19 protein-coding genes and 1 pseudogene are annotated in these 23,999 nt (G+C 70.3%); 5 read left to right on the top strand and 15 right to left on the bottom strand.

Annotated features, from left to right (window positions below):
• Positions 1-91: 91 nt before the first annotated feature.
• From ACIHFE_RS04335 to ACIHFE_RS04280, 12 genes are all read right to left on the bottom strand, one after another.
• Complete coding sequence (locus ACIHFE_RS04335) at positions 92-427, bottom strand: RNA polymerase-binding protein RbpA (protein WP_003957010.1); 336 nt, start codon at positions 425-427, stop codon at positions 92-94.
• Between the two features lie 156 nt (positions 428-583).
• Positions 584-820, bottom strand: coding sequence for a preprotein translocase subunit SecG (gene secG, locus ACIHFE_RS04330; protein ID WP_193553323.1), 237 nt, complete (start codon positions 818-820; stop codon positions 584-586).
• 131 nt (positions 821-951) lie between these two features.
• A complete protein-coding gene (gene tpiA / locus ACIHFE_RS04325) occupies positions 952-1,728 on the bottom strand; it encodes a triose-phosphate isomerase (RefSeq protein ID WP_400104238.1) in 777 nt (258 codons plus the stop codon).
• Between the two features lie 6 nt (positions 1,729-1,734).
• Entirely contained in the window at positions 1,735-2,946 is a 1,212-nt protein-coding gene (locus ACIHFE_RS04320) for a phosphoglycerate kinase (protein WP_400104237.1), read from the bottom strand.
• Between the two features lie 96 nt (positions 2,947-3,042).
• Positions 3,043-4,047 (bottom strand): type I glyceraldehyde-3-phosphate dehydrogenase, encoded by a 1,005-nt coding sequence (gene gap / locus ACIHFE_RS04315; RefSeq protein WP_400104236.1) that lies wholly within the window; start codon positions 4,045-4,047, stop codon positions 3,043-3,045.
• A 174-nt stretch (positions 4,048-4,221) separates the two neighbouring features.
• Entirely contained in the window at positions 4,222-7,170 is a 2,949-nt protein-coding gene (locus ACIHFE_RS04310) for a M14 family zinc carboxypeptidase (protein WP_400104235.1), read from the bottom strand.
• Positions 7,171-7,369: 199 nt separating this feature from the next.
• Entirely contained in the window at positions 7,370-8,389 is a 1,020-nt protein-coding gene (gene whiA / locus ACIHFE_RS04305; RefSeq protein WP_400104234.1) for a DNA-binding protein WhiA, read from the bottom strand.
• A complete protein-coding gene (gene yvcK, locus ACIHFE_RS04300; protein WP_400104233.1) occupies positions 8,380-9,429 on the bottom strand; it encodes a uridine diphosphate-N-acetylglucosamine-binding protein YvcK in 1,050 nt (349 codons plus the stop codon). Before yvcK ends, whiA begins: the two co-directional genes overlap by 10 nt.
• Positions 9,426-10,358, bottom strand: coding sequence for an RNase adapter RapZ (rapZ, locus tag ACIHFE_RS04295; RefSeq protein ID WP_400104410.1), 933 nt, complete (start codon positions 10,356-10,358; stop codon positions 9,426-9,428). The genes yvcK and rapZ overlap by 4 nt, the downstream gene beginning before the upstream one ends.
• A gap of 85 nt (positions 10,359-10,443) precedes the next feature.
• Positions 10,444-12,429: an excinuclease ABC subunit UvrC gene (gene uvrC / locus ACIHFE_RS04290; RefSeq protein WP_400104232.1), complete on the bottom strand. Its 1,986-nt coding sequence runs from the start codon at positions 12,427-12,429 to the stop codon at positions 10,444-10,446.
• Positions 12,430-12,557: 128 nt separating this feature from the next.
• A complete protein-coding gene (locus ACIHFE_RS04285) occupies positions 12,558-13,361 on the bottom strand; it encodes a hypothetical protein (protein WP_400104231.1) in 804 nt (267 codons plus the stop codon).
• 4 nt (positions 13,362-13,365) lie between these two features.
• A complete protein-coding gene (locus tag ACIHFE_RS04280; protein WP_400104230.1) occupies positions 13,366-13,983 on the bottom strand; it encodes a papain-like cysteine protease family protein in 618 nt (205 codons plus the stop codon).
• Between the two features lie 237 nt (positions 13,984-14,220).
• Here ACIHFE_RS04280 and ACIHFE_RS04275 point away from each other — a divergent pair, with 237 nt between their 5' ends.
• Entirely contained in the window at positions 14,221-15,159 is a 939-nt protein-coding gene (locus ACIHFE_RS04275) for a hypothetical protein (protein ID WP_400104229.1), read from the top strand.
• A 64-nt stretch (positions 15,160-15,223) separates the two neighbouring features.
• Here ACIHFE_RS04275 and ACIHFE_RS04270 read toward each other — a convergent pair whose 3' ends face one another.
• On the bottom strand, positions 15,224-15,643 hold the full coding sequence (locus ACIHFE_RS04270; protein WP_400104228.1) for a ubiquinol-cytochrome c reductase iron-sulfur subunit: 420 nt from the start codon (positions 15,641-15,643) through the stop codon (positions 15,224-15,226).
• Between the two features lie 107 nt (positions 15,644-15,750).
• On the opposite strand from ACIHFE_RS04270, the gene ACIHFE_RS04265 reads away from it, so the two are divergent.
• Entirely contained in the window at positions 15,751-16,674 is a 924-nt protein-coding gene (locus tag ACIHFE_RS04265) for a carbohydrate kinase (RefSeq protein ID WP_400104227.1), read from the top strand.
• Between the two features lie 165 nt (positions 16,675-16,839).
• On the opposite strand, the gene uvrA is transcribed toward ACIHFE_RS04265, so the two are convergent.
• The gene (gene uvrA / locus ACIHFE_RS04260; RefSeq protein ID WP_400104226.1) at positions 16,840-19,896 is read right to left on the bottom strand and encodes an excinuclease ABC subunit UvrA; all 3,057 of its coding nucleotides are present in this window, start codon (positions 19,894-19,896) and stop codon (positions 16,840-16,842) included.
• A 210-nt stretch (positions 19,897-20,106) separates the two neighbouring features.
• Between uvrA and ACIHFE_RS04255 the strand changes: the two genes are divergently transcribed.
• The 3 genes and pseudogenes from ACIHFE_RS04255 to ACIHFE_RS04245 form a co-directional block, all read left to right on the top strand.
• Positions 20,107-20,793, top strand: a complete 687-nt coding sequence (locus ACIHFE_RS04255) for a maleylpyruvate isomerase family mycothiol-dependent enzyme (RefSeq protein ID WP_400104225.1) — start codon at positions 20,107-20,109, stop codon at positions 20,791-20,793.
• A gap of 21 nt (positions 20,794-20,814) precedes the next feature.
• Positions 20,815-21,471, top strand: a complete 657-nt coding sequence (locus ACIHFE_RS04250; RefSeq protein WP_400104224.1) for an MBL fold metallo-hydrolase — start codon at positions 20,815-20,817, stop codon at positions 21,469-21,471.
• Between the two features lie 180 nt (positions 21,472-21,651).
• A pseudogene (locus tag ACIHFE_RS04245) lies at positions 21,652-22,929 on the top strand (MFS transporter); the annotation flags it as partial.
• Positions 22,930-22,962: 33 nt separating this feature from the next.
• On the opposite strand, the gene ACIHFE_RS04240 reads toward ACIHFE_RS04245, so the two are convergent.
• On the bottom strand, positions 22,963-23,949 hold the full coding sequence (locus ACIHFE_RS04240) for a TerC family protein (RefSeq protein ID WP_400104223.1): 987 nt from the start codon (positions 23,947-23,949) through the stop codon (positions 22,963-22,965).
• Positions 23,950-23,999: the final 50 nt, after the last annotated feature.

Here is a 23,999-nt window from a genome sequence, read left to right as displayed (position 1 = left end):
GCCTCAGCTGACGGGCAAAAGGCGGCAGCGGACAAAAGGCGTCCGGCCCGGCCGGAGGAAGTCATCCTCCGGCCGGGCCGGACGGCTCTGCTCAGATCTCGCCGCGGAGCTTGGCCAGCGCCTCGGCGAGGATCGCCTCGCCGTCGGCGTCGCTGCGCCGCTCCCGGACATAGGCGAGGTGGGTCTTGTAAGGCTCGGTGCGCGGCGGGTCCGGGGGGTTGTCCCGGTCCTGGCCGGCCGGGAAGCCGCAGCGCGGGCAGTCCCAGGTGTCCGGCACCTGTGCGTCGCTGGCGAAGCTGGGCTGTGTCTCGTGCCCGTTGGAGCACCAGAAGGAGATGCGGAGGCGCGGTGCGGACTCGCCCCGCTCGGCCTCCCCCATCGGCCCCGCCCCGACCCGGCTTCCTCGGATCGCGTTGCCACTTGCCACGGTTGTAACTCCCTGCATGAGTGCCGCGGAACGGGACAGTCCGCTCCGCTGCGGGCGCCTCAGTCTGTGTAAGGCCCAACGCGCGTCCAGTGGCAGGAGTTACCGCCCGGCCGCAGAACGCGAACCCCCATCATAGGCCGCGTCCACGACGGTACGTCAGCTCTTGAGCTTCATCAGCAGACCCAGCACCACAATGCAGGCGAACCACAGCAGACCGACCACCACGGTGATCCGGTCCAGGTTGCGCTCGGCGACCGAGGAGCCGCCGACGGAGGACTGCATGCCGCCGCCGAACATGTCGGACAGACCGCCGCCCTTCCCCTTGTGCATGAGCACCAGCATCATCAGCAGCGCGCTGAAGATGATGAGGGCGATCGAGAACCCGATGACCACGGCTGGACCAACTCTCTCGGACTGACTGAACCGGACTGACTGAAGGTGAACAACGCTGCGGGGCCGGTCCCGGTGCACGCACCGCTCCCGGCCCCGACAGGGTACGACGGACCGCGCCCGTCGTCATACCACTACTGGTCGCGGAACCGGACGATCTTGACGAACTCCTCCGCATCCAGCGCCGCGCCGCCCACCAGAGCGCCGTCCACATCGGGCTGGGCCATGATCGCCGCGACATTGCCGGACTTGACCGAGCCGCCGTACTGGATGCGGACCTTGTCGGCCAGCTCCTGGCTGTAGAGCTCGGCCAGGCGGCCGCGGATCGCCCCGCAGACCTCCTGGGCGTCCTCGGGGGTGGCCACCTCGCCGGTGCCGATGGCCCACACCGGCTCATAGGCGATCACAATGGTCTCGGCCTGCTCGGCCGGGATGTCCTTCAGGCCGCCGTCGATCTGGGCCAGGGTGTACGCGACCTGGTTGCCCGCCTTGCGGACCTCCAGGCCCTCGCCCACGCACAGGATGGGGGTCAGGCCATGCCGGAAGGCGGCCTTGACCTTGGCGTTGCAGAGCTCGTCCGTCTCGTTGTGGTACTGACGGCGCTCGGAGTGACCCACGGCCACATAGGAGCAGTGGAGCTTGGCCAGCATGGCGCCGGAGATCTCGCCGGTGTAGGCACCGGAGTCGTACGCCGAGAGGTCCTGGGCGCCGTACTTGATCTTGAGCTTGTCGCCGTCGACCAGGGTCTGCACCGAGCGCAGATCGGTGAACGGGGGGAGTACGGCGACCTCGACGGCGTCGAAGTCCTTGTCCGTGAGGGCGAAGGCGAGCTTCTGGACGTGGGCGATGGCCTCAAGGTGGTTGAGGTTCATCTTCCAGTTGCCCGCCATCAGGGGCGTGCGGTTGGTCACGGTGGTTCAGTCCTCCAGTGCGGCGAGGCCGGGGAGCGTCTTGCCCTCGAGGTACTCGAGGCTGGCGCCGCCACCGGTCGAGATGTGGCCGAAGGCGTTCTCGTCGAAGCCCAGCAGGCGCACGGCCGCGGCCGAGTCGCCGCCGCCGACGACGGTGAAGGCGGGGCTGTCGAGCAGGCCCTGGGCGACGGCCTTGGTGCCGTTGGCGTAGTCGGGGTGCTCGAAGACGCCCATCGGGCCGTTCCAGAACACGGTGCCCGCGTCGGCCAGCTTGGCCGCGTACAGCTCACGGGTCTTGGGCCCGATGTCCAGGCCCTCCTTGTCCGCCGGGATGGCGTCCGAGGAGACGACCTCGGGGTTGGCCGGGGCCTTGGTCTTCAGGTCCGGGAAGTCGGCGGAGACCAGGACGTCGACGGGGAGGACGAACTCCACACCGCGCTTCTCGGCCTCGGCCAGGTACTCCAGGCACCTGGCCTTCTGGTCCTCCTGGAGCAGCGAGATGCCGACCTCATGGCCCTTGGCGGCCAGGAAGGTGTACGACATACCGCCGCCGATGAGGATGCGGTCGGCCTTCTTCAGCAGGTTGTCGATGACGCCCAGCTTGTCGGAGACCTTGGCGCCGCCCAGCACGACCACATAGGGCCGCCGGACGTCCTCGGTGAGCTTCTTCAGGACACCGACCTCGGTGGCGATCAGGTCACCCGCGGCGTGCGGGAGCCGGGCCGGGAGGTCGAAGACCGAGGCGTGCTTGCGGTGCACGGCGCCGAAGCCGTCGCCCACATACACATCGGCCAGCGACGCCAGCGCGTCGGCGAACGCGCCGCGCTCCGCGTCGTCCTTGCTGGTCTCGCCCGCGTTGAAACGGAGGTTCTCCAGCAGCGTGACCTCGCCGTTCGCCAGTGCGGCGACGGTGGCCTTCGCGCTGTCACCGACCGTGTCGGTGGCGAACGAGACGTTTCTGCCCAGGATCCCGCCGAGCCGCTGTGCGACCGGCGCCAGGGAGAACTGAGGGTCCGGGGCGCCCTTGGGACGGCCCAGGTGGGAGGCGACGATCACCTTGGCGCCCGCCTCGGCGAGCCTGGCGATCGTCGGCGCGACGGCGCGGATCCGGCCGTCGTCCGTGATGGAGGTGCCCTCGAGCGGCACGTTCAGGTCGGCGCGGACAAAGACCCGCCGGCCCTCGACACCGCCCTCGATGAGTTCGTCGATCGTCTTCATGCAGTGACTCCGTGACGTCCGTAGGGGCCGGTCATGAGACGGGGCCCGGGCGACGTTCGCTCACGTCGCACGAGCCCCGTTGTCACAACCGGGAGATCAGAGCTGGCCGCCGACGAAGACGGTCAGGTCCACCAGGCGGTTGGAGTAGCCCCACTCATTGTCGTACCAGCCGACGACCTTGACCTGCTTGCCCTGGGCCATGGTCAGCTGGGAGTCGAAGGTGCAGGAAGCCGGCCAGTTGACGATGTCCGAGGAGACGATCGGGTCCTCGGTGTACTCCAGGATGCCCTTGAGCTCGCCCTCGGCGGCCTTCTGGAAGGCGGCGTTGATCTCTTCCTTGGTGACCTCACGGTCCAGCTCCAGCACCAGGTCGGTGACCGAGCCGGTGGGGACCGGGACGCGCATGGCGATGCCGTCCAGCTTGCCCTTGAGCTGCGGGAGGACCAGGGCGGTGGCCTTGGCGGCACCGGTGGAGGTCGGGATGATGTTCTGCGCGGCGGCGCGGGCCCGGCGCAGGTCGCTGTGCGGGAAGTCCAGGATGCGCTGGTCGTTGGTGTACGCGTGGACCGTCGTCATCATGCCCTTGACGATGCCGAAGCTCTCGTCCAGAACCTTGGCCATCGGCGCCACACAGTTGGTGGTGCAGGAAGCGTTGGAGATGACGTGGTGGTTGGCCGCGTCGTACTTGTCCTGGTTGACACCCATGACAATGGTGATGTCCTCGCCCTTGGCGGGCGCGGAGATCAGGACCTTCTTGGCGCCGGCGGCCAGGTGCTTGGCGGCGTCCTCGCGCTTGGTGAAGATGCCGGTGGACTCGATGACGATGTCCGCGCCCAGCTCGCCCCACGGCAGGTTCGCGGGGTCGCGCTCGGCGAGCGTCTTGAAGGTCTGGTTGCCGACGGTGATCGTGTCGTCGGTGTGGCTGACCTCGTGCTGCAGACGACCCAGGATGGTGTCGTACTTGAGCAGGTGGACCAGAGTGGCGTTGTCGGTCAGGTCGTTGACACCGACGATCTCGATGTCCGCACCCTGCTCAAGGAGCGCGCGGAAGTAGTTACGACCGATACGGCCAAAGCCGTTGATGCCTACGCGGATCGTCACGAACCGATCTCCTCGTTGGTGTGCCGGTCTGCTCACCGGCGGCTGTATGGGATGTCCCCGACCACCACCGACCCTACCTCCAACCGGAGGGGGACGTGACATTGGCTGCTCTGGCCCGCTTTCTCTTGACGAGGGCACGGACCAGGGCGTATGCACCGGTGAGCGCGGGGCCAATCAGCTGTGCACGGCACGCAGCGCGGCGCGCAGGACATCCGCCCGCTGCCGCGGGTCCCGGATCTGCTCCAGGCCGAAGCCGAACAGCACGGTGTCGGCGGTGGTGATGGCGGCCAAGGAGTGACCCAGCGTCTGGGAACGGGCCCAGTCGCCGGTGTTCCCGGGGCTGCCGGCCGGCGGTCCGGGCACCGTCCAGGCGCCCAGCGAGCTCTCGAAACCCTCGGCCGGCTCGCTGTGGCCACCCGAGGTCACCGCGGCCTCGTCCACAAAGACACCAGGGCCGCCGGTGCCGGGGTCGGTGATGTAGGAGACGGCCACCTCCACCTTCTTCCCGGCATAGGCGCTCAGGTCGAAGGAGACCGGGTGCCAGCCGTTGGAGGTGCCGGTGAACCGGTTCCAGCCGCCCGAGGTTCCCTTGGCCAGACACTTGCCCTCGGTGACGGTGAGGTAGTGGGCCAGGAAGGGGTGCAGCTTGACCAGGGTGCCGTCGCCGCAGCCGGTGGGCGTCTCGGTGGCCGTACCGCCGTTGGCGTCGGGCAGCGTGGTCCAGTCGTCCTGGCCGACGGTGTGCGCCTCGACCACCACATTGTCATAGCCCGGCTCGGTGCCGTAGCTCAGCTTGAAGCCGAGGGCCGGCTTGTCCGCGGCCCGGGCCCCGCTCAGGTCGATGGTGCGGGACAGCCGCATCCAGGCGTTGTCCTGGTGTTTGGCGGCCGCCATCCAGTCGCCCTGGTAGGGCTCGAAGGCGGTGCGCAGCCCGGGGTAGTCGCCGGCGGCCGCGCTGCGGAACTGCGGGAAGTGCTGGGGGTCGAGCAGTTCGGAGGTGGGGGTGAAGGAGCCCGCCAGGTCCAGCGGATTGCCGGGCGCGTCGGCCAGATCGGCCCCGGTTCCGGCCAGTTTGCCGGTGCCCGCGAAGTGCTGGGGCCGCTCCAGCGCGCTGCGCCGGCCGGCGCCCAGATAGAACTGGCTGAAGTCATCGGTGTCGGCCGGCCCGATCTCGGTGCTGCCGCCGGCCTGCTTTCCCGCGGCGATCAGCTTGCCGCCCTCGTTGACGAAGTCCCTTACCGCCAGGAGGGTTTGGCCACCGGGCCGGTTGGCGGCACCGGAGTACCAGACCGCCGTCCGGAAGTGGCCGAGCACCCCGAGCGCGGAGGGCGCGCCCTGTCTGGCGACGTCCCAGACCACCGCCGTGCGGCCGGCCGCCGCCAGCGCCTCGGTGTAGGCGGTGAGTTGCCGGGCCGGGCCCGGGCCGCCCTCGTCCGCGATCACCAGGGTGTCGGCCGGCGGCCGGTGCCACACGGTGTAGGTGAAGGGCTCACTGCTGGTGGACCTGCCCTCGGCGGTACGGCCGGTGAACCACACCCGCACCTTGGACCCCTGGGGGGCACCCCTGACCGAGGCGCGGTACTGGTCGAAGCGGAGGTTGTCCTTTCCGCCGTAGCGCTTGCCGCCCTTCCAGGGCCTGAGCGGGGCGGTGTGCGTACGCCCGCCGTCGATGCGGTAGTTGAGGCGCTTATCGCGCAGGCTCTTGCGGGCGGTGACGGCCACCGGCTGGTCGCCGCCGCGGGCGAAGGAGTCCTTGAAGGTGTCCGGGCTGAAGTCCGGCGCGTCCAGGCCCACCGAGGAGGACGGACGGTCGGCATGCGGCGCGGTCTCGGCGACGGACAGGGCAAAGGGGATGTTCTTGGTGAACTCCGCCTGGATCAGCTTCTCGTCATCGGGGAAGTTGAACACCGAGGGGCAGTCGGCCGGCTTCCAGCGGCCGCTGGTGTCCGTGCCGGATGCCGTCTGGCAGGTCGACATCTCCGGGGTGAACATCAAGGTCCCATTGACATTGGCCGCGTGGCCGTCCGCCTCGCCATTGGTGGTGTAGAGCTCGGAGGACAGTTCCGGGTGGTAGCCGGGAATGGCGGACTTCTGCGGAGTGCCGGCCAGGGCCCGGTAGAGCACATCGTCCGGGGTGGTGGTGCCCACCTGCCAGCCGACGCCGTAGAGCAACAGCTCGGCGGCGGAGTGGTAGTTGACGGCATAGGTGAAGTGGACGCGTTTCTCGAAGGCGTCCATCGCCCGGGTCTCCGGCTCGGAGCCGGGGCTCTTGCCGCGGTAGGTCTCGGAGGACGGGTCCGGGGACGAACCCTCGTTGTCATAGCCCCACTTGTAGGGGAAGTTGCGGTTGAGGTCGACGCCGTCACCGGGGCCGATCTTCCCGTCGCCGTTGTTGTCGCGCAGGTTCTTGCGCCACAGCCGGGTGGCAGGGCTCTGGAAGGTGTAGTCGTAGCCGTCCGGGTTGGCGGAGAGGACGAACCACAGCTCGGTGGAGTCCACGATCCTGGTGATCCGCTGGTCCTTGCCGTACCGGTCCAGGTAGTAGTGCATCAGCCGGCGGGTCATCTCCGGCGTGATCCACTCCCGGGCGTGCTGGTTGGACAGGTAGAGCACCGAGGGCTTGGCGCCGTCATGGCTGTGGCGGGCGTTCTTGGTGAGCTTGAGGGCCAGGATGTCCTGGCCGTTGACGGTCTTGCCGATGCTGACCACCTTGGTCAGCGAGGGATGGGCCCGGCCCGTGTCAACGATCTCCCGCTCGAGCCCGCCGGATCCGCCGTACCTGCGGAAGACTCCGTCCCCCTGGGCCTTGATCCGGGCCAGGGTGCGCTGGGGCGTCTTCTTCTCGGTGAGCTGTACGCCCTCACCGCGCAGCGTCCGCGCTTGCGCCTGGGTGAGATAGAGCTCGACCTCAACGGCCCTTGTGCCCTCGGGTCGTTGGTTCAGCTCCTCGCCGTCCACGCCCGCCTTGAGCAGCAGCGGGATCTGGGCGCGGGTGATCTTCGCATGCCAGACGACGAGGGAACCGCCGTCCTCGGCCGGTTGTGCGTGGGTCGCGGGTGCGGCCGCCAGGCCGCCGACTAACAGCGAAGCGGCCGCCAGGACCGCTCGCGCTCTGCGTCTCATGAGCCCCCCTTGGGCTGGTCTGACACGTCAGGCTTACGACGCCCGCCAGGCTCGCGAGGGGCGTACGGGGTGTCAATAGCGCCATTGGAGCCAGGGCTCCCTCACCGGGCGCGCCCTCAGCGGCGCGGGGAACGGCGCGACCGGCCACGGACGGCCTGCGGCCGGAAACAAAACCGCGTGGAGGCCGGCGCCGGCGGCGTCAGCCCGCCATCCCCTTGACCATCCCGTCGACCATGTCATCCGGCAGATCCGCCAGCTCCGACAGATTGGACTCGGTCCCCGGGATTCCCAGGTCCTGTGCCCTCTTGTCGGCCATGGCCAGCAACCGCCGGATCCGGCCGGCGACCGCGTCCTTGGTCAGCGGCGGGTCGGCCAGCGCGCCCAGCTCCTCCAGCGAGGCCTGCTTGTGCTCCATCCGCAGCCGCCCCGCCGCCGCCAGGTGCTCGGGCACCTCCTCGCCGAGGATCTCCAGCGCGCGCTGCACGCGCGCCCCGGCCGCGACAGCCGCCCGCGCGGACCGGCGCAGATTGGCGTCATCGAAATTGGCGAGCCGGTTGGCCGTGGCCCGTACCTCGCGGCGCATCCGCCGCTCCTCCCAGGCCAGCACGGACTCATGGGCGCCCAGCCGGGTCAGCAGCGCGCCGATGGCATCGCCATCCCGCACCACCACCCGGTCCACGCCGCGCACCTCGCGCGCCTTGGCCGCGATCTGCAGCCGCCGGGCCGCGCCGACCAGGGCCAGCGCCGCCTCCGGGCCGGGGCAGGTGACCTCCAGTGAGGAGGAACGCCCCGGCTCGGTCAGCGAGCCATGGGCCAGGAACGCACCCCGCCAGGCGGCCTCGGCATCACAGGTGGCGCCGGAGACCACCTGCGGCGGCAGCCCGCGGATCGGCCGGCCGCGGCCGTCGACCAGGCCGGTCTGACGGGCCAGCTGGTCACCGCCCGCCACCACCCGCACCACATACCGGCTGCCGCGGCGCAGCCCGCCGGGGGCCATCACCACCAGGTCGGAGGCATGCCCGAAGATCTCCAGGATGTCCTTGCGCAGCCGTCGGGCCGCGATCCCGGTGTCCAGCTCCGCCTCGATCACAATGCGCCCGCTGACCAGGTGCAGCCCGCCCGCGAACCGCAGGATCGCCGAGACCTCCGCTTTCCGGCAGCAGGTCCGGGTGACGGGGAGCCGGGAGATTTCGTCCTTCACCGCTGCCGTCATCGCCATGGGCCGATCCTTCCATGCATCCGAAAAATACGGTCGTACGCGGCGGCCAACAGCTCCGGGTCGTGCGTCGCGGAACTCCCCTGCGCGGCGACCGGCGCCAGCTCGACCGTGCCGCCGAGCCGCTTGGCGGCATCGCACAGGCTTTCCCGGTCGGGCACGGCGGCCTCGTCGGCCAGCACCACGTCCAGGGCGAGTTTAGGGGCGTGTCGGGCCAAAACCTCCAAATGACGCTGCGGGGAGAACCCCTCGGTTTCGCCGGGCTGCGGCGCCAGATTGAGCGAGAGGACCCGGCGTGCCTTGGTGACCTGCAGGGCCTCCAGCAGCTCGGGCACCAGCAGGTGCGGGATTACGGAGGAGAACCAGGAGCCCGGGCCGAGCACCACCCAGTCCGCGTCCAGCACCGCCGCGACCGCCTCCGGGACGGCCGGCGGGTCCTCGGGCACCACATGCACCGACTGCACCTCGCCGGGGGTCAGCGCCACGGTGGCCTGGCCGCGGACCGTGCTCACCTCCTCCGGGCGGGCCGGGTCATGGCCCCGGACCAGGGCCTGGAGCTCCAGCGGCACCGCGGACATGGGCAGCACCCGGCCATGGGCGCCGAGCAGCTTGCCCACCAGGTCCAGGGCCTGGACCGGGTCGCCCAGCTGTTCCCAGAGCGCCACGATCAGCAGGTTGCCGACCGCGTGGCCGTGCATCTCGCCCTCGCTGGTGAAGCGGTGCTGGATGACCCGGGCCCAGGTCTGGCCCCAGTCGTCGTCCCCGCACAGCGCGGCCAGCGCCTTGCGCAGGTCGCCGGGCGGGAGCACGCCCAGCTCGTCGCGCAGCCGGCCGCTGGAGCCGCCGTCGTCGGCGACGGTCACCACGGCGGTGAGGTCGCCGGTGATCCGGCGCAGCGCGGCCAGCGAGGCGGACAGCCCACGGCCGCCGCCCAGGGCGACGACCTTGGGCTGGGCGCCGGTGCGTACCCGCCGCTCGGTACCCCGGGCGCGGCCGGGGACCAAGCGGCGGACGCGGCGCAGCCGGGGCGTGCGGGCGATCACTCGCGCCCCATGTCCCGGTGGACGACGACGGTCTCCACGCCCTCGGAGACCAGACGGTGGGCGAGCTTCTCCGACATGGCCACCGAGCGGTGCTTGCCGCCGGTGCAGCCGACCGCGATGGTCACATAGCGCTTGCCCTCCCGGCGGTATCCGGCGGCGATCAGCTGGAGCAGCTCGGTGTAGCGGTCCAGGAACTCCTTGGCACCGGGCTGGTTGAAGACATAGCCGGAGACCTCCTCGTTGAGGCCGGTGAAGGGCCGCAGCTCCGGGACCCAGTGCGGGTTGGGCAGGAAGCGGCAGTCCACCACCAGGTCGGCGTCCACCGGCAGGCCGTACTTGAAGCCGAAGGACATCACGGTGGCGCGCAGCTCCGGCTCCTCCTCGCCCGCGAACTGGGCGTCCATCTTGGCGCGCAGCTCATGAACATTGAGGCTGGAGGTGTCGATGACCAGGTCGGCGTCGCCGCGCAGCTCGCGCAGCAGGTCGCGTTCGGCGGCGATGCCGTCCACGATGCGGCCGGAGCCCTGGAGCGGGTGCGGGCGGCGCACCGACTCGAAGCGGCGCACCAGGGCGTCGTCGGACGCCTCCAGGAAGATCACCCGGCGCTTGACCTTCTTGGCGGCCAGGTCGGCCAGCGATTCGCGGAGGTTGTCGAAGAAGCGCCGGCCGCGGACGTCCACCACCACGGCGATCCGGGCCACATTGCCCTGGGAGCGGGCGCCCAGGTCGACCATGGTGGGGATCAGGGCGGGCGGCAGGTTGTCCACCACAAACCAGCCGAGGTCCTCCAGGCACTTGGCGGCGGTGCTGCGGCCCGCGCCCGACATCCCGGAGATGATCACCAGCTCGGGGATGCCCGCCGCCTCGCCGGTCGCGTCCGCCGTCGTGCCCGTACTCACCGCTGCTCCATCTCGGTCGTTCTCGTTCATACCGCTCATACCGCTGTGCATCCGTTGTCCCCCGTTTCACGGACCGCGCCGCGGGTGCGATGCGGTCTTTCTCTGGTCATGCCCATCATCCCTCGTCCATGATCTCGCCGGTGGCGGTGTTGACGGCCGGTGCCGGCGGGGCGGTCCGGGCGAGTGTCGCGATGATCGACTCAGCGGTCTTGCGGCCGATGCCGGGGACCTCGCAGATCTGCTCGACGGTGGCCGCCCGCAGCCGCTTGACCGAGCCGAAGTGCTTGATCAAGGTCTGTTTGCGGGCTTCGCCCAGGCCGGGCACCGCGTCCAGCGGGCCGGCCTTGATCGCTTTGGCGCGCTTGCTGCGCTGGTAGGTGATGGCGAAGCGGTGGGCCTCGTCCCGGACGCGCTGGAGCAGATAGAGGCCCTCGCTGGTGCGGGGCAGGACCACCGGGTCGTCCTCGTCCGGCAGCCAGACCTCCTCCAGCCGCTTGGCCAGCCCGCAGACCGCCACATCGGCCACGCCCAGCTCGTCCAGTGCCCGCCGGGCGGCGGCCACCTGCGGTTTGCCGCCGTCGACCACCACCAGCTGCGGCGGGTAGGCGAAGCGCTTGGGGCGGCCGTTGTCGTCGCGGGCCGACTCTTCGGCCGCGTCCGCGGCATCCGGAGCGTCCGCCACCTCCCACTCGCCGGTCTTCTGCTTCTCCTGCAGATAGCGGCGGAAGCGGCGGCCGACCACCTCATGCATGGAGCGGACGTCGTCCTGGCCCTCGAAGCTCTTGATCTGGAAGCGGCGGTACTCGCTCTTGCGGGGCAGGCCGTCCTCGAAGACCACCATCGAGGCGACCACGTCCTGCCCCTGGAGGTGGGAGATGTCGAAGCACTCGACACGCAGCGGTGCCGAGTCCAGGCCCAGGGCCTCGGCGATCTCCTCCAGGGCGCGGGAGCGGGTGGTCAGGTCGGAGGCCCGCTTGGTCTTGTGCAGCGCCAGCGCCTGCTGGGCGTTGCGCTGGACGGTGGCCATCAGGTCCTTCTTGTCGCCGCGCTGCGGGATGCGCAGATCGACCCGGGAGCCACGGCGGGCGGCCAGCCACTCGGCGACCGGGGCCGGCGGATCCGGCAGCGCGGGCACCAGGACCTCCTTGGGCACCGCGTCGCCGGTCTCCTCTCCGTAGAGCTGCTGCAGGGCGTGCTCGACCAGGCCGGCGGTGTCCACCGCCTCCACCCTGTCGGTGACCCAGCCGCGCTGGCCGCGCACCCGGCCGCCGCGCACATGGAAGATCTGCACGGCCGCTTCGAGTTCGTCCTCGGCGACCGCGATCAGGTCGGCGTCGGTGGCGTCCGCCAGCACGACCGCGTTCTTCTCCATGGCATGTCTGAGCGCCGCTATGTCGTCGCGCAGCCGGGCCGCCTTCTCGTACTCCATCTCCTCGGCGGCATCCTGCATGGCACGTTCCAAACGGCGGATGTACGCACCGGTGCGTCCGGCCATGAAGTCGCAGAATTCCTCGGCGAGTTCGCGGTGCTCCCCGGGGCTGACCCGGCCGACGCAGGGGGCGGAGCACTTGCCGATATAGCCCAGCAGGCAGGGGCGGCCGATCTGGTGGGAGCGCTTGAACACCCCGGCGGAGCAGGTGCGTACCGGGAAGACCCGCAGCATCAGATCGACGGTCTCGCGGATGGCCCAGGCATGGGCGTAGGGCCCGAAGTAGCGCACGCCCTTCTTCTTGGCGCCGCGCATCACCTGGACCCGGGGGAACTCCTCGTTCAGGGTGACCGCGAGGTAGGGATAGCTCTTGTCGTCGCGGTACTTGACGTTGAAGCGGGGGTCGAACTCCTTGATCCAGGAGTATTCGAGCTGGAGCGCCTCGACCTCGGTGGCTACCACGGTCCACTCCACGGAGGCGGCCGTGGTGACCATGGTGCGGGTGCGCGGGTGCAGCCCGGCGAGGTCCTGGAAGTACGAGGAGAGCCGCTGGCGCAGACTCTTCGCCTTCCCGACGTAGATCACCCGGCCATGTTCGTCCCGGAACTTGTAGACCCCCGGCGAGTCGGGGATCTGTCCCGGCTTGGGTCGGTAGCTGCTGGGGTCGGCCATGTCTCACACCCTACTTGCGGGCACTGACAACGCCATTGTCCTGCCGCCCCGCACAGCCGGGGGCCCCGGCGGCGGATGCCACCGGGGCCCCGGGTCCCCTCAGGGACGTGGGTGATCAGACGTGGTGATCAGCGGCGCCGGAGCCGGCGCACGCCCACCATGCCCAGGCCCAGGACGGCGATGCCGCCGGCCGTCGCGGCCGCCGGGGCCGTCAGGCTGCTGCCGGAGCCGCCGTTGTCCGAGGCGGTGGGCTCGGCGTAACCGCCGGCCTTGCCCTTCTTGGCGTAGTCGGAGCCGGGCAGCTTGTCGCCGTAGGCCTTGTTGACCCGGTTCTGGTAGGCCTTGACCGTCATGCCCTTGGCGCCGATCGCCTTCTCGGCGTCCTTGTTCAGCGGCTGCACATGGTCGCCACGCAGCACGTACCAGGCGTTGACCTGCGGCTCGTGGAAGACGGTGCCGCCGTTGCCCTCGGCCGCGTAGCGGGTCTCGTCGTCGCCGGAGGCGATGTTGACGACCTCCCACTTGCCGCCGGTGCTCGCGGTCCACACCGAGGCGGCCTGGCCGTCACCGGAGACCGCCTTGGTGGCCACGAAGTCCAGGCCGGCGACCGGGACGTTCTTCTTGCCGGCCACGAAGTCGGGCGACAGCGTGTAGACCGGCACCGAGGCACCCTCGATGTGCGGCTTGCCCGGGGCGGCCGCGCCGCCCTGGCCGTTCTGCTCGGCGGTGTGGGCGAAGAAGTCGGCCAGGTCGCTGATGGTCGACGGCGCGCTGGCCGCGTCATGGGCCGCGGACAGGCCGGTGGCCTTCGGCGGCGCCGGGACCGCGTCGGCGGCGTGCGCCATCGGGGCCACGCCCAGCAGGGCGGCGGTCAGCGCCGAGGCGGCGGCCGCGCGGGAGGCGTTCTTACGGAAGTTGGTCCGCTCGGTCATGACCTCACCTTCCGATCTGGTAGAGCGAGTGGGTCCAGGCGAACTGGCTGTTGTTCACATACCAGTCGTAGTTGGCCCGGTTGTAGCGCCTGCTGGACGGCCACGGGTCACCGAAGTACACCGCGCCCTTGGACCGGTCGTAGCCGTAGATGACGTGCATGTGACCGCCGCCGGACTTCCAGCCGATACGGGCCTCGACCGGGCGGTTGGCGTTGATCTCGTTAATGATCGTCTTGCCGTACAGGTACCCGTAGAACACCGAACCCGGCTTCAGGTGCATCCACTTGAAGGCGTTCTGGTCGTTCTCCAGGGACGCCGGGTTGTTGGGGCAGTTGGTGCCCTGCTTGCGGTGCCAGGCGGCGTTGCAGAACTGGTTCTGGCTGTACTTCTTGTGGAAGTAGGCGGCGATGGTGTTGCCGGAGGCCGCCCAGCACCACTGGTCCTTCTGCTGGGCCTGCATGCTGATCTTGAGCTGCTTGGCCTTGACGGTCCCCGCCTGCGGGGTGGCGGCATTGGCGGTGGCGGCGGGAATCGCCACCAGTGCCGCGGCCGCTACCGCGGCGGCCGACAGGGCTCTGCCACGTATTCGAGACTTCTGTTGCTGTGCCGAGGCACGGGACATTCGCGTCCCTCCCATAAAGGTGGGGGCTTGGATCGATGAGCGCGTCCGGACGCTGGAGAGGAGCATCGGGTGTTGTCGAGAACTGGTCAACTCGGTTCGATGCACAATGGGGCAGCGGTGTGAACGGAACGGACCGGATGTGAACGGCTGGTGCGCGTGCCAGGCGGAATGCCATGCAGCAGCCGGACTTGGTTCCCTCGCACCAAGCGTGAAAATTCACAAGGAGGGGCGAGGGGAATGGCGCAATCCAGCACTACGGGCGTCGAGGCGGAGCTGGCCCGGGCATTGCGCACCGGCCCGTTCCACCTGGCGCTGCGCACCGCGCTCAGCGCGCGCGGGCTGCCGCTGCACCGGGTGCAGCACCGGCTCGCCCAACGCGGCATCAATGTGGGAGTCACCAGCCTGAGTTACTGGCAGCAGGGCGCCCGGCGGCCGCGGCGGCCGGAGTCGCTGCGGGCGGTACGGGTGCTGGAGGAGATCCTCGGCCTGCCGGCGGAGGCCCTGATCCGGCTGCTGGAACCGTCCCTGGGCCCGGACCGGGAACGGCCCCCCGCCCGCCCGCTGCGCTCCCTGGTGGAGGAGTCGCACGCGGTGCACCGGCTGCTGGGCGAACTGGACTCCCCGCCGGACTGCGGGCTGCACACCGTCTGCCACCTGGAGCGGGTCTTCATCGGCCCGGACCAGCGGCTGCGGGAGCGCGACTCACGGCATGTGGTGCGCGCCCACCGGGACGGTGTCGACCGCTATATCGCGATTCATCATGGTGATCCGGGCTGCGATCCGGCGCGGGTGGCGGTCCGGGCCCTGGAGAACTGCCGGGTGGGCAGGGTGCGTTCACACGCCGACTCGGGCGTGGTGGTGGCCGAGCTGCTCTTCGACACCCGGCTGCGGGCCGGCGAGACCTATGTCCTGGGCTATGGCTTCACCGATGGGACCGGTGGCCAAAGCCGCGAGTATGTACGGGGGTTCAACTTCGCGGGCGGCCAGTACGTCCTGGAGATACGTTTCGACGCCGCCGCCCTGCCAGTGCGCTGCCGCCGCTTCACCCGCGCCTCGGCGAACGCGCCGCGCAGCGGGCAACAGGAGCTGACGCTGGCCGGGCGGCACCGCGGGGTGCACCTGGTGGAGCAGGTGGAGCGCCCGGGGATCCTGGGCATCGGCTGGGACTGGTCCTGAGGCGGACGGGCCCTGAGGCGGACGGGCCTGCGCCGGCTGGTGCCCCGCCACGGACGGGGTGAGGTCAGGACTCCGGGCCCGCGATCAGCTTGCCGCCCGTGACCCGGACCGGCACCGAGGGCAGCGGCTCCCCGGCCGGCCCCTGGAGCACCTTGCCGGTGGCGGCATCGAACCGGCTGCCATGGCAGGGGCAGCTGATCTGGCCGTTCTCCACCTTGTCCACCACACAGCCCGCGTGGGTGCACACCGCGCTGAACGCCCGGTACTCCCCCTTGGCGGCCTGGGAGACCACCAGCTTCTGCTCACGGAACAGCCGCGCCCCGCCGACCGGTACCTCGCCCGACGAGCCCAGGTCCACCGGCGCGGTGGGCACGGCGGAGCCCTTGCCCTTGCCGTCACAGGCCACCGCCCCCAGCCCCGCGACACCGGCCAGGGCGGCGCCGCGCAGCACGGTACGGCGGGAAGCGGGCTGCTGGCTGGTCATGAGGGGCTCCAACGGGTGCGATGTACGGTCCGCCCCGACCTTACCGGCATCGATTTCGCCGCCGGTCCCATGGGAGGCTGTCCGCCTGCCCAGCGGAAGGACGCCAGATGATCGTCGTAGCCGGTGAAGCCCTGATCGACCTTGTGCCCGCGCCCCCCTCCCCCATCGGCTCACCGGACGGCGGTCTGTCCCCACTGCTGCCCCGGCGCGGCGGCGGACCGTACAACACCGCCCTGGCGCTGGGCCGGCTGGGGACGCCGGCCGCCTTCTGCTCCCGGGTCTCCACCGACGGCTTCGGCGAGGCGCTGCTGGCCGGGCTGCGCTCCGCGGGCGTGGACCTCTCCCTGGTCGCCCGGGGCCCGGAGCCGACCACCCTGGCGGTGGCCGGCATCGGTGCCGACGGCGGCGCGGGCTACGGCTTCTACGCGGAGGGCACGGCGGACCGGCTCTTCGAACTCCCGCCCGCGCTGCCGGCCGGGACCGACGCCCTGTGCCTGGGCACCTGCTCCCTGGTCCTGGAACCGGGCGCCGATGCCTACGCGGCCCTGCTGCGCCGGGAGGCCGCCCGGGGCGTCTTCACCCTCCTCGACCCCAATATCCGCCCCGGCCTCATCCCCGACGCCGCCGCCTACCGGGCCCGGTTCCGCTCCTGGCTGCCCGATGTCTGCCTGCTCAAGCTCTCCGAGGAGGACGCCCGGTGGCTGGGCGGAACGCCGGAGGAGTGGCTGAAGGAGGGCCCCCAGGCGGTGGTGCTCACCCGGGGCGCGGACGGGCTGACGGTCTACGCACCGGGCGGCGCCACGCACTCCGTGCCCGCCGGGGAGGTGGAAGTGGCCGACACCATCGGGGCCGGGGACACGGTGAACGCGGCATTGCTGCACCGGCTGTCCCAGGCGGACGCGCTCTCCCGCCCCGGGCTGGCGGCCCTGGACGCCCACGACTGGCGCGCCATCCTCACCTTCGCGGCGCGCGCCGCGGCGATCACCTGCTCCCGCACGGGCGCGGAACCGCCACTCGCGACGGAGCTCTAGGCCCGCCCCACAAGGGCACGGGGTTCCGGGCGCCCCGTAAGGGGCGTGGGGAACTGCGCGAACAGCCACGAACGGCCCGCACCCGAAACCCCACGCCCGATACCGAGACGCTGCGGGGCGCCCAGGCTCAGCCCGGGCGCCCCACGCCGCTGGTTCCGCTCGTGCTCAGACCCGGCGGGTCCGCGACGTCGCCTTCTTCGTGGCCGTCTTCTTGGCGGCGGCAGTTGTCTTCTTCGCGGCGGCCCCCGCCTTCACAGCAGCACCCGCCTTCGCGGAGACGACCTTCTTCGCCGTGGCCCGCCCGGCCGCGACCGTCTTCTTCGCCGCCGCCTTCTTCGCCGGCTTCGCCGACTTCGCCGGCGCGGGATCCGCGTCACTCACCCGCTCGCCCAGCAGCTCCCGCAGGAACTTGCCGGTGTGGCTGGCGGGAATGGCCGCCACCTCCTCCGGCGTGCCCTCGGCGACCACCAGGCCACCGCCGCTGCCGCCCTCGGGGCCCATGTCGACAACCCAGTCCGCGGTCTTGATCACATCGAGGTTGTGCTCGATGACGATCACCGTGTTGCCCTTGTCCACCAGCCCGGAGAGCACCGAGATCAGCTTGTTGATGTCCTCGAAGTGCAGACCGGTGGTGGGCTCGTCCAGCACATAGACCGTCCGCCCCGTGGACCGCTTCTGCAGCTCGCTGGCCAGCTTCACCCGCTGTGCCTCACCGCCCGAGAGCGTGGGCGCGGACTGGCCCAGCCGTACGTACCCCAGCCCGACCTCGGTCAGGGTGCGCAGATGACGGGCGATGGTGGGCACCGCCTCGAAGAACTCCAGCGCCTCCTCGATCGGCATGTCCAGCACCTCGGCGATGGACTTGCCCTTGTAGTGCACCTCCAGCGTCTCCCGGTTGTACCGGGCGCCATGGCACACCTCGCACGGAACGTAGACGTCCGGCAGGAAGTTCATCTCGATCTTGATGGTGCCGTCACCGGAGCAGTTCTCGCAGCGACCGCCCTTGACGTTGAAGGAGAAGCGGCCCGGCAGATAGCCGCGCACCTTCGCCTCCATGGTCTCCGCGAACAGCTTGCGGATGTGGTCGAAGACGCCGGTGTAGGTGGCCGGGTTGGAGCGCGGCGTACGGCCGATAGGCGACTGGTCGACATGCACCACCTTGTCCACCAGGTCGTCGCCGTCCACCCGGGTGTGCCGGCCGGGCACCGCCCGGGCACCGTTGAGCTCGCGTGCCAGGTGGGTGTAGAGGATGTCGTTGACCAGCGTGGACTTGCCGGAGCCGGAGACTCCGGTGACCGCGGTGAGCACGCCCAGCGGGAAGGACACATCGATGTCCCGCAGGTTGTTCTCCCGGGCCCCGCGCACCGTCAGCCGCCGCGAGGAGTCCACCGGACGCCGCATCGGCGGGATGGCGATGACCTTCTTCCCGGACAGGTACTGCCCGGTCATGGAGCCCTCGGTGGCCAGCAGGTCGGCCAGCGGACCGCTGTGCACCACCTTGCCGCCGTGCTCTCCGGCGCCCGGGCCGATGTCCACCACCCAGTCGGCCACCTTGATGGTGTCCTCGTCGTGCTCCACCACGATCAGGGTGTTGCCCATATCCCGCAGCCGGACCAGGGTCTCGATCAGCCGGTGGTTGTCGCGCTGGTGCAGGCCGATGGAGGGCTCGTCCAGCACATAGAGCACGCCCACCAGGCCGGAGCCGATCTGGGTGGCCAGCCGGATGCGCTGGGCCTCGCCGCCGGAGAGCGTGCCGGCGGCGCGGTTGAGCGAGAGGTAGTCCAGGCCGACGTCGACCAGGAACTTCAGCCGCTCGTTGACCTCCTTGAGCACCCGCTCGGCGATCTTCTTCTCCCGGCCGGTCAGCGTCATCCCGCGCAGGAAGTCCGCGCACTCGCTGATCGACATCGCGGAGACCTCGGCGATGGACTTCTCCTGCACGGTGACCGCCAGCACGATCGGCTTCAGCCGCGTGCCCTCACAGGTGGGGCAGTGCACCTCGCGCATATAGCCCTCGAAGCGCTCCCGGCTGGAGTCGCTCTCGGCCTCCGAGTGCCGCCGCTTGACGAAGGGCACCGCGCCCTCGAAGGCCGTGGTGTACGCCCGCTCGCGCCCGTAGCGGTTGCGGTATCGCACCTCGATCTGGGTCTTGTGCCCGTTCAGCAAGGCCTTCTTGGCCCGCTGCGGCAGCCCGGCCCAGGGGATGTCGGTACGGAAGCCCAGGGCGTCGGCGAGCGCGCCCACCAGGCGGCCGAAGTAGTCCTTGGTGTGGCCGTGCGACCAGGGGCTGATGGCGCCCTCGTCCAGCGACTTGTCCTCGTCCGGAACGATCAGCTCCGGGTCGACCTCCATCCGGGTACCGATGCCGGTGCACTCCGGACAGGCGCCGAAGGGGGAGTTGAAGGAGAAGGAGCGCGGCTCCAGCTCCTCGAAGGACAGGTCGTCGTACGGGCAGTAGAGGTGCTCGGAGTACATCCGCTCACGCTCGGGGTCGTCCGCGTCCAGATCGACGAAGTCCAGGATCACCATGCCGCCGGACAGACCGAGCGCGGTCTCCACCGAGTCCGTCAGCCGGCGCTTGGCGGTGCTCTTGACGGTGAGGCGGTCCACGACCACCTCAATGGTGTGCTTCTCCTGCTTCTTGAGCTTGGGCGGCTCGGAGAGCTGGATGGTCTCGCCGTCCACCCGGGCCCGGCTGTAGCCCTTGGTCTGCAGGTCGGAGAAGAGGTCGACGAACTCGCCCTTGCGCTCACGCACCAGCGGGGAGAGCACCTGGAAGCGGCTGCCCTCCGGCAGCTCCAGCACCTTGTCCACGATGGCCTGCGGCGACTGGCGGGAGATCGGCCGGGCGCACTCGGGGCAGTGCGGCTTGCCGATGCGGGCGAACAGCAGCCGGAGGTAGTCGTAGACCTCGGTGATGGTGCCGACCGTCGAGCGCGGGTTGCGCGAGGTCGACTTCTGGTCGATGGACACGGCCGGGGACAGGCCCTCTATGAAGTCCACATCGGGCTTGTCCATCTGCCCCAGGAACTGCCGTGCGTAGGAGGAGAGCGACTCGACGTAGCGACGCTGCCCCTCGGCGAAGATCGTGTCGAAGGCGAGCGACGACTTGCCCGATCCCGACAGGCCCGTGAAGACGATGAGCGAGTCACGAGGGAGATCGAGCGAGACGTTCTTGAGATTGTGCTCGCGCGCGCCACGGACGATGAGACGGTCTGCCACGCCGGTCGGCACCTTTCTTGAGAGAGGTGGGGGTGCTGACTGTGCACCTTGCTCCGCTCGGCGGAGCGCTGCCCCCGAGCCGTCCAGGGTACGAGGGCACTGCGGACATCTCCCAAGGATGCCGCACACCGAGCCTATAGCACGCACATTCGATTTACGGCAGGAGTCAGCCTCCTTCACCCGATCGAGTGGCGCCGCTAGGGTCGGCCCATGATTGATCACGCGCATGACCTGGCCCTGCTGCGCCAGGCGGACGAGCGACTGCTGACCGCGCTGGAGAAGCTGGACGACGCCGCCGTCGCCGCCCCCTCGCGGCTGCCCGGCTGGACCCGCGGCCATGTCCTGGCCCACCTCGCCCGCAACGCGGACGCCCTGGTCAACGTCCTGGCCGGCCGCCCCATGTACCTCAGCGCCGAGGCCCGGGACGCCGACATCGACCGGGACTCCCCCCGGCCGCTCGCCGCCCAGCTGACCGACCTGCGCACCTCCGGCCGGCGCTTCACCGAGGCCACCGCGGCGCCCGCCGACTGGTCGCGCACCGTCACCCTGCGCAACGGCGTCACCGACAGCGCCTCCCGGGTGCCCTTCCGGCGGCTGATCGAGGTGGAGCTGCACCATGTCGACCTGGGCATCGGCTATGAGCTGGAGGACCTGTCCGCCGAGTTCACCGCCCGGGAGACCGAGTTCCTCACCGACCGCTTCACCGACCACCCGGATGTGCCCGCCACGCGGTTGACGGCACCGGACGGCCGCCAGTGGCACACCGGCCGCACCGAGGGCGACCCGGTCCGCGTCACCGGCACCCCGGCGGACCTGCTGGGCTGGCTGTCCGGCCGCCGCGACGGCTCGGCGCTGCGCACCGAGGGCGGACCGCTGCCCGCCCTGCCCCCGCTGTAGCCGAAGAACTAGGCTGAATCCATGGCATACACGGGAATGGTGAAGGTCGGCGGCCCTGCCGACGTGCATGAACTGCCCGACCTGATGATCTCCAAGCTCGCGGTCGGCCCGATGGACAACAACTCCTATCTGCTGCGTTGCCGCGCCACTGACGAACAGTTGCTGATCGACGCCGCCGCCGAGCCGCACACCCTGCTCTCCTTCATCGGCGACAGTGGCATCGCCTCCGTGGTCACCACCCACCGTCACGCCGACCACTGGGGCGCCCTGCGCGAGGTGGTGGACGCCACCGGCGCCCGTACCTACGCGGGCCGCTATGACGCCGAGGGCATCCCGGTACCGACCGATGTGCCGGTCGAGGACGGCGACACCATCCGGGTCGGCCGGGTCGAACTGACCGCCCGCCACCTGGTGGGCCACACCCCCGGCAGCATCGCCCTGGTCTACGACGACCCGCATGGGCACCCCCATCTGTTCACCGGCGACTGCCTGTTCCCGGGCGGCGTGGGCAACACCCACCAGGACCCGGCCGCCTTCGCCAGCCTCATCGACGATGTGGAGAGCAAGCTCTTCGCCCAACTCCCCGACGAGACCTGGGTCTACCCCGGTCACGGCAACGACACCACGCTCGGCACCGAGCGTCCGCACCTCACGGAGTGGCGCGAGCGCGGCTGGTGAACAAGCCGGGGCCGTCCGGCACTTGGGCGGCCCCGCGACCGCGGCGAGCAGGCGCATCCGGTTGTCGCACCGGGCCGCCCGGAACGTCACCGCGCGCCCCTCCGGTTACGCCCGTACGCCCCGTTTCCCGGACCCGCCCGGGAAGTTGGGCAGTACATGCACCGTGACCGTTCTCCGGCCATGTTCCGCCTGGCGGCCGCCTCGCTCACCGGGACCGCCATCGAGTTCTATGACTTCTTCGCCTATGGCACCGCCGCCGCGCTGGTCCTGGGCCGGCAGTTCTTCCCCGTCGTCTCCCCGATGGCCGCCACCATGGCCGCCTTCGGCACCTTCGGCATCGGCTTTATCGCCCGTCCCCTGGGCTCGGTGCTCTTCGGACACATCGGCGACCGCCACGGCAGGCGCCCGGTACTGATCGCCTCCCTGCTGCTCACCGGGCTGGCCACGGTCGGTGTGGGCCTCTCCCCCACCTACGCCCAGATCGGCCTGGCCGCACCGTTGCTCCTGCTGGTCCTGCGCTTTCTGCAGGGGCTCGGCCTGGGCGGCGAGTGGGGTGGTGCCGTACTGCTGACCGCCGAGCACGCACCGGCCGACCGGCGAGCGCTGTGGTCGAGCTTTCCGCAGATGGGCCCCTCACTGGGCTTCCTCCTCGCCAATGGCATCACCCTGGTCCTCTCCGCCACCCTCAGCAACGCCCAGTTCCTGTCCTGGGGCTGGCGAGTGCCCTTCTGGGTGGCCGGCGGACTGGCCGCCATCGGGCTGGTGCTGCGCACCCAACTCTCCGAGACCCCCGACTTCCGCGCACTGGCCCACAGCGAGCGCCGCGCCCGGCTGCCCATCGCCGAACTCACCCGCCGCGACTGGCGGTTGGTCCTGCTCACCGGCGGCGGCCTGTCCATCGGCTACGCCGTCTTCTACACCATCACCACCTGGTCCCTCTCCTATGGCACCGAACACCTGGGCATGGACCGCAACGTGCTGCTCGGCTGCATCATGCTGGCCGTCGCCGTCTCCGGCGCCGTCACCATCCCCATCGCCCTGCTCGGCGACCGCCTGGGCCGGCGCCCGTTGTGCCTGGCCGGCTGCGCGGCGGTGGCGTTGTGGATGTTTCCGCTGGTGGGCCTGCTGGGCACCGGCCGTCCGGTGGCCATGACGGCCGGCTTCCTGGGCGCCGTCCTGGCCTTCACGGTGGCCTTCGCCGTGACCGGTGCCTATCTGCCCGAGCTCTATGAGCCCCGGGTGCGCTGCACCGGTGCGGCGGTCGGCTACAACCTGGCCGGACTGCTGGGCGGGGCGCTCACCCCGCTGGTGGCCACCGCCCTGGCCCAGGGCGACGGGCCGCCCTGGGGCGTCGCCGTCTATCTGACTCTGGTGGCCCTGTTCAGCCTGGCCTGCTTCGCCCTGCTGCCGGAAACCCGGCCCGCCACACCCGCACCCGCCGCCCCGGCACCTGCGGCAGCGGAAACGGCCGCCCCGCCCGCCGGCCCCGGGTCACACCCGGGCGTCCTGCCGGCCCCCCGCCGCCTCGGCCCGCTCCTGTTTCCGCGCCGCCAGAAGGCTGGTGACTGTGGTGACCAGGAGCACTGCACAGATGACGCCCAGCGAGACGGGGGTGCTGATCTCCGGCACGGCCACTCCGCTCTCATGCAGGGCGTGCAGCACCAGCTTGACCCCGATGAAGCCGAGGATCACCGACAGACCGTAGGAGAGGTGGACCAGCTTCCGCAGCAGGCCGCCTATGAGGAAGTAGAGCTGCCGCAGCCCCATCAGCGCAAAGGCGTTGGCGGTGAAGACGATGTACGGATCCTGGGTGAGTCCGAAGATCGCCGGTATTGAGTCCAGCGCGAACAGCACATCGGTGGTGCCTATCGCCAGCATCACGATCAGCATCGGCGTCATCAGCCGCCTGCCGTGCTCCACCACGAACAGCCGGGTGCCGTGGTACCGGTCGGTGGTGGGGAAGCGCTGCTCGATCTTCTTCAGCAGGCGGTTCTCCTCATACCCCTCCTCCCCACCGCCGGAGCGCGCCTCCTGGATCAGCTTCCAGGCGGTCCAGATGAGAAAGGCACCGAAGAGGTAGAAGACCCAGGAGAAGTTGGCGATGATCGCCGCGCCCGCCGCGATAAAGGCGGCCCGCAGCGCCAGGGCTATCAGCACCCCCACCATCAGCACCCGCTGCTGGTAGATGGCAGGCACCGCGAACTTGCCCATGATCAGCACAAAGACAAAGAGATTGTCGACGCTCAGCGACTTCTCGGTGATGAAGCCGGCGAAGAACTCACCGGCCGGCTGCCCGCCGCCGAAGACCAGCAGTCCCAGCCCGAACAGTCCGGCCAGCACCATCCAGACCGCGGTCCAGATCCCGGCCTCCTTGGTGGAGACCTCATGGGGTTTGCGTCCGCCGATGAAGAAGTCGGCGGCGATCAGGGCGCACAGACCGAGGATGGTCAGCACCCACAGGGTCAGGGAGACATCCACGGCCCCTCCGGCACGTCGTACGGCATCTACCAGCGTCGCCGCTGCCGGAG

Source organism: Streptomyces sp. NPDC052396 (assembly GCF_044593195.1).
Taxonomy (GTDB): domain Bacteria; phylum Actinomycetota; class Actinomycetes; order Streptomycetales; family Streptomycetaceae; genus Streptomyces.
The sequence above is the reverse complement of the archived record's forward strand: the minus strand, read 5'-3'. Positions and strand labels throughout refer to the sequence as shown.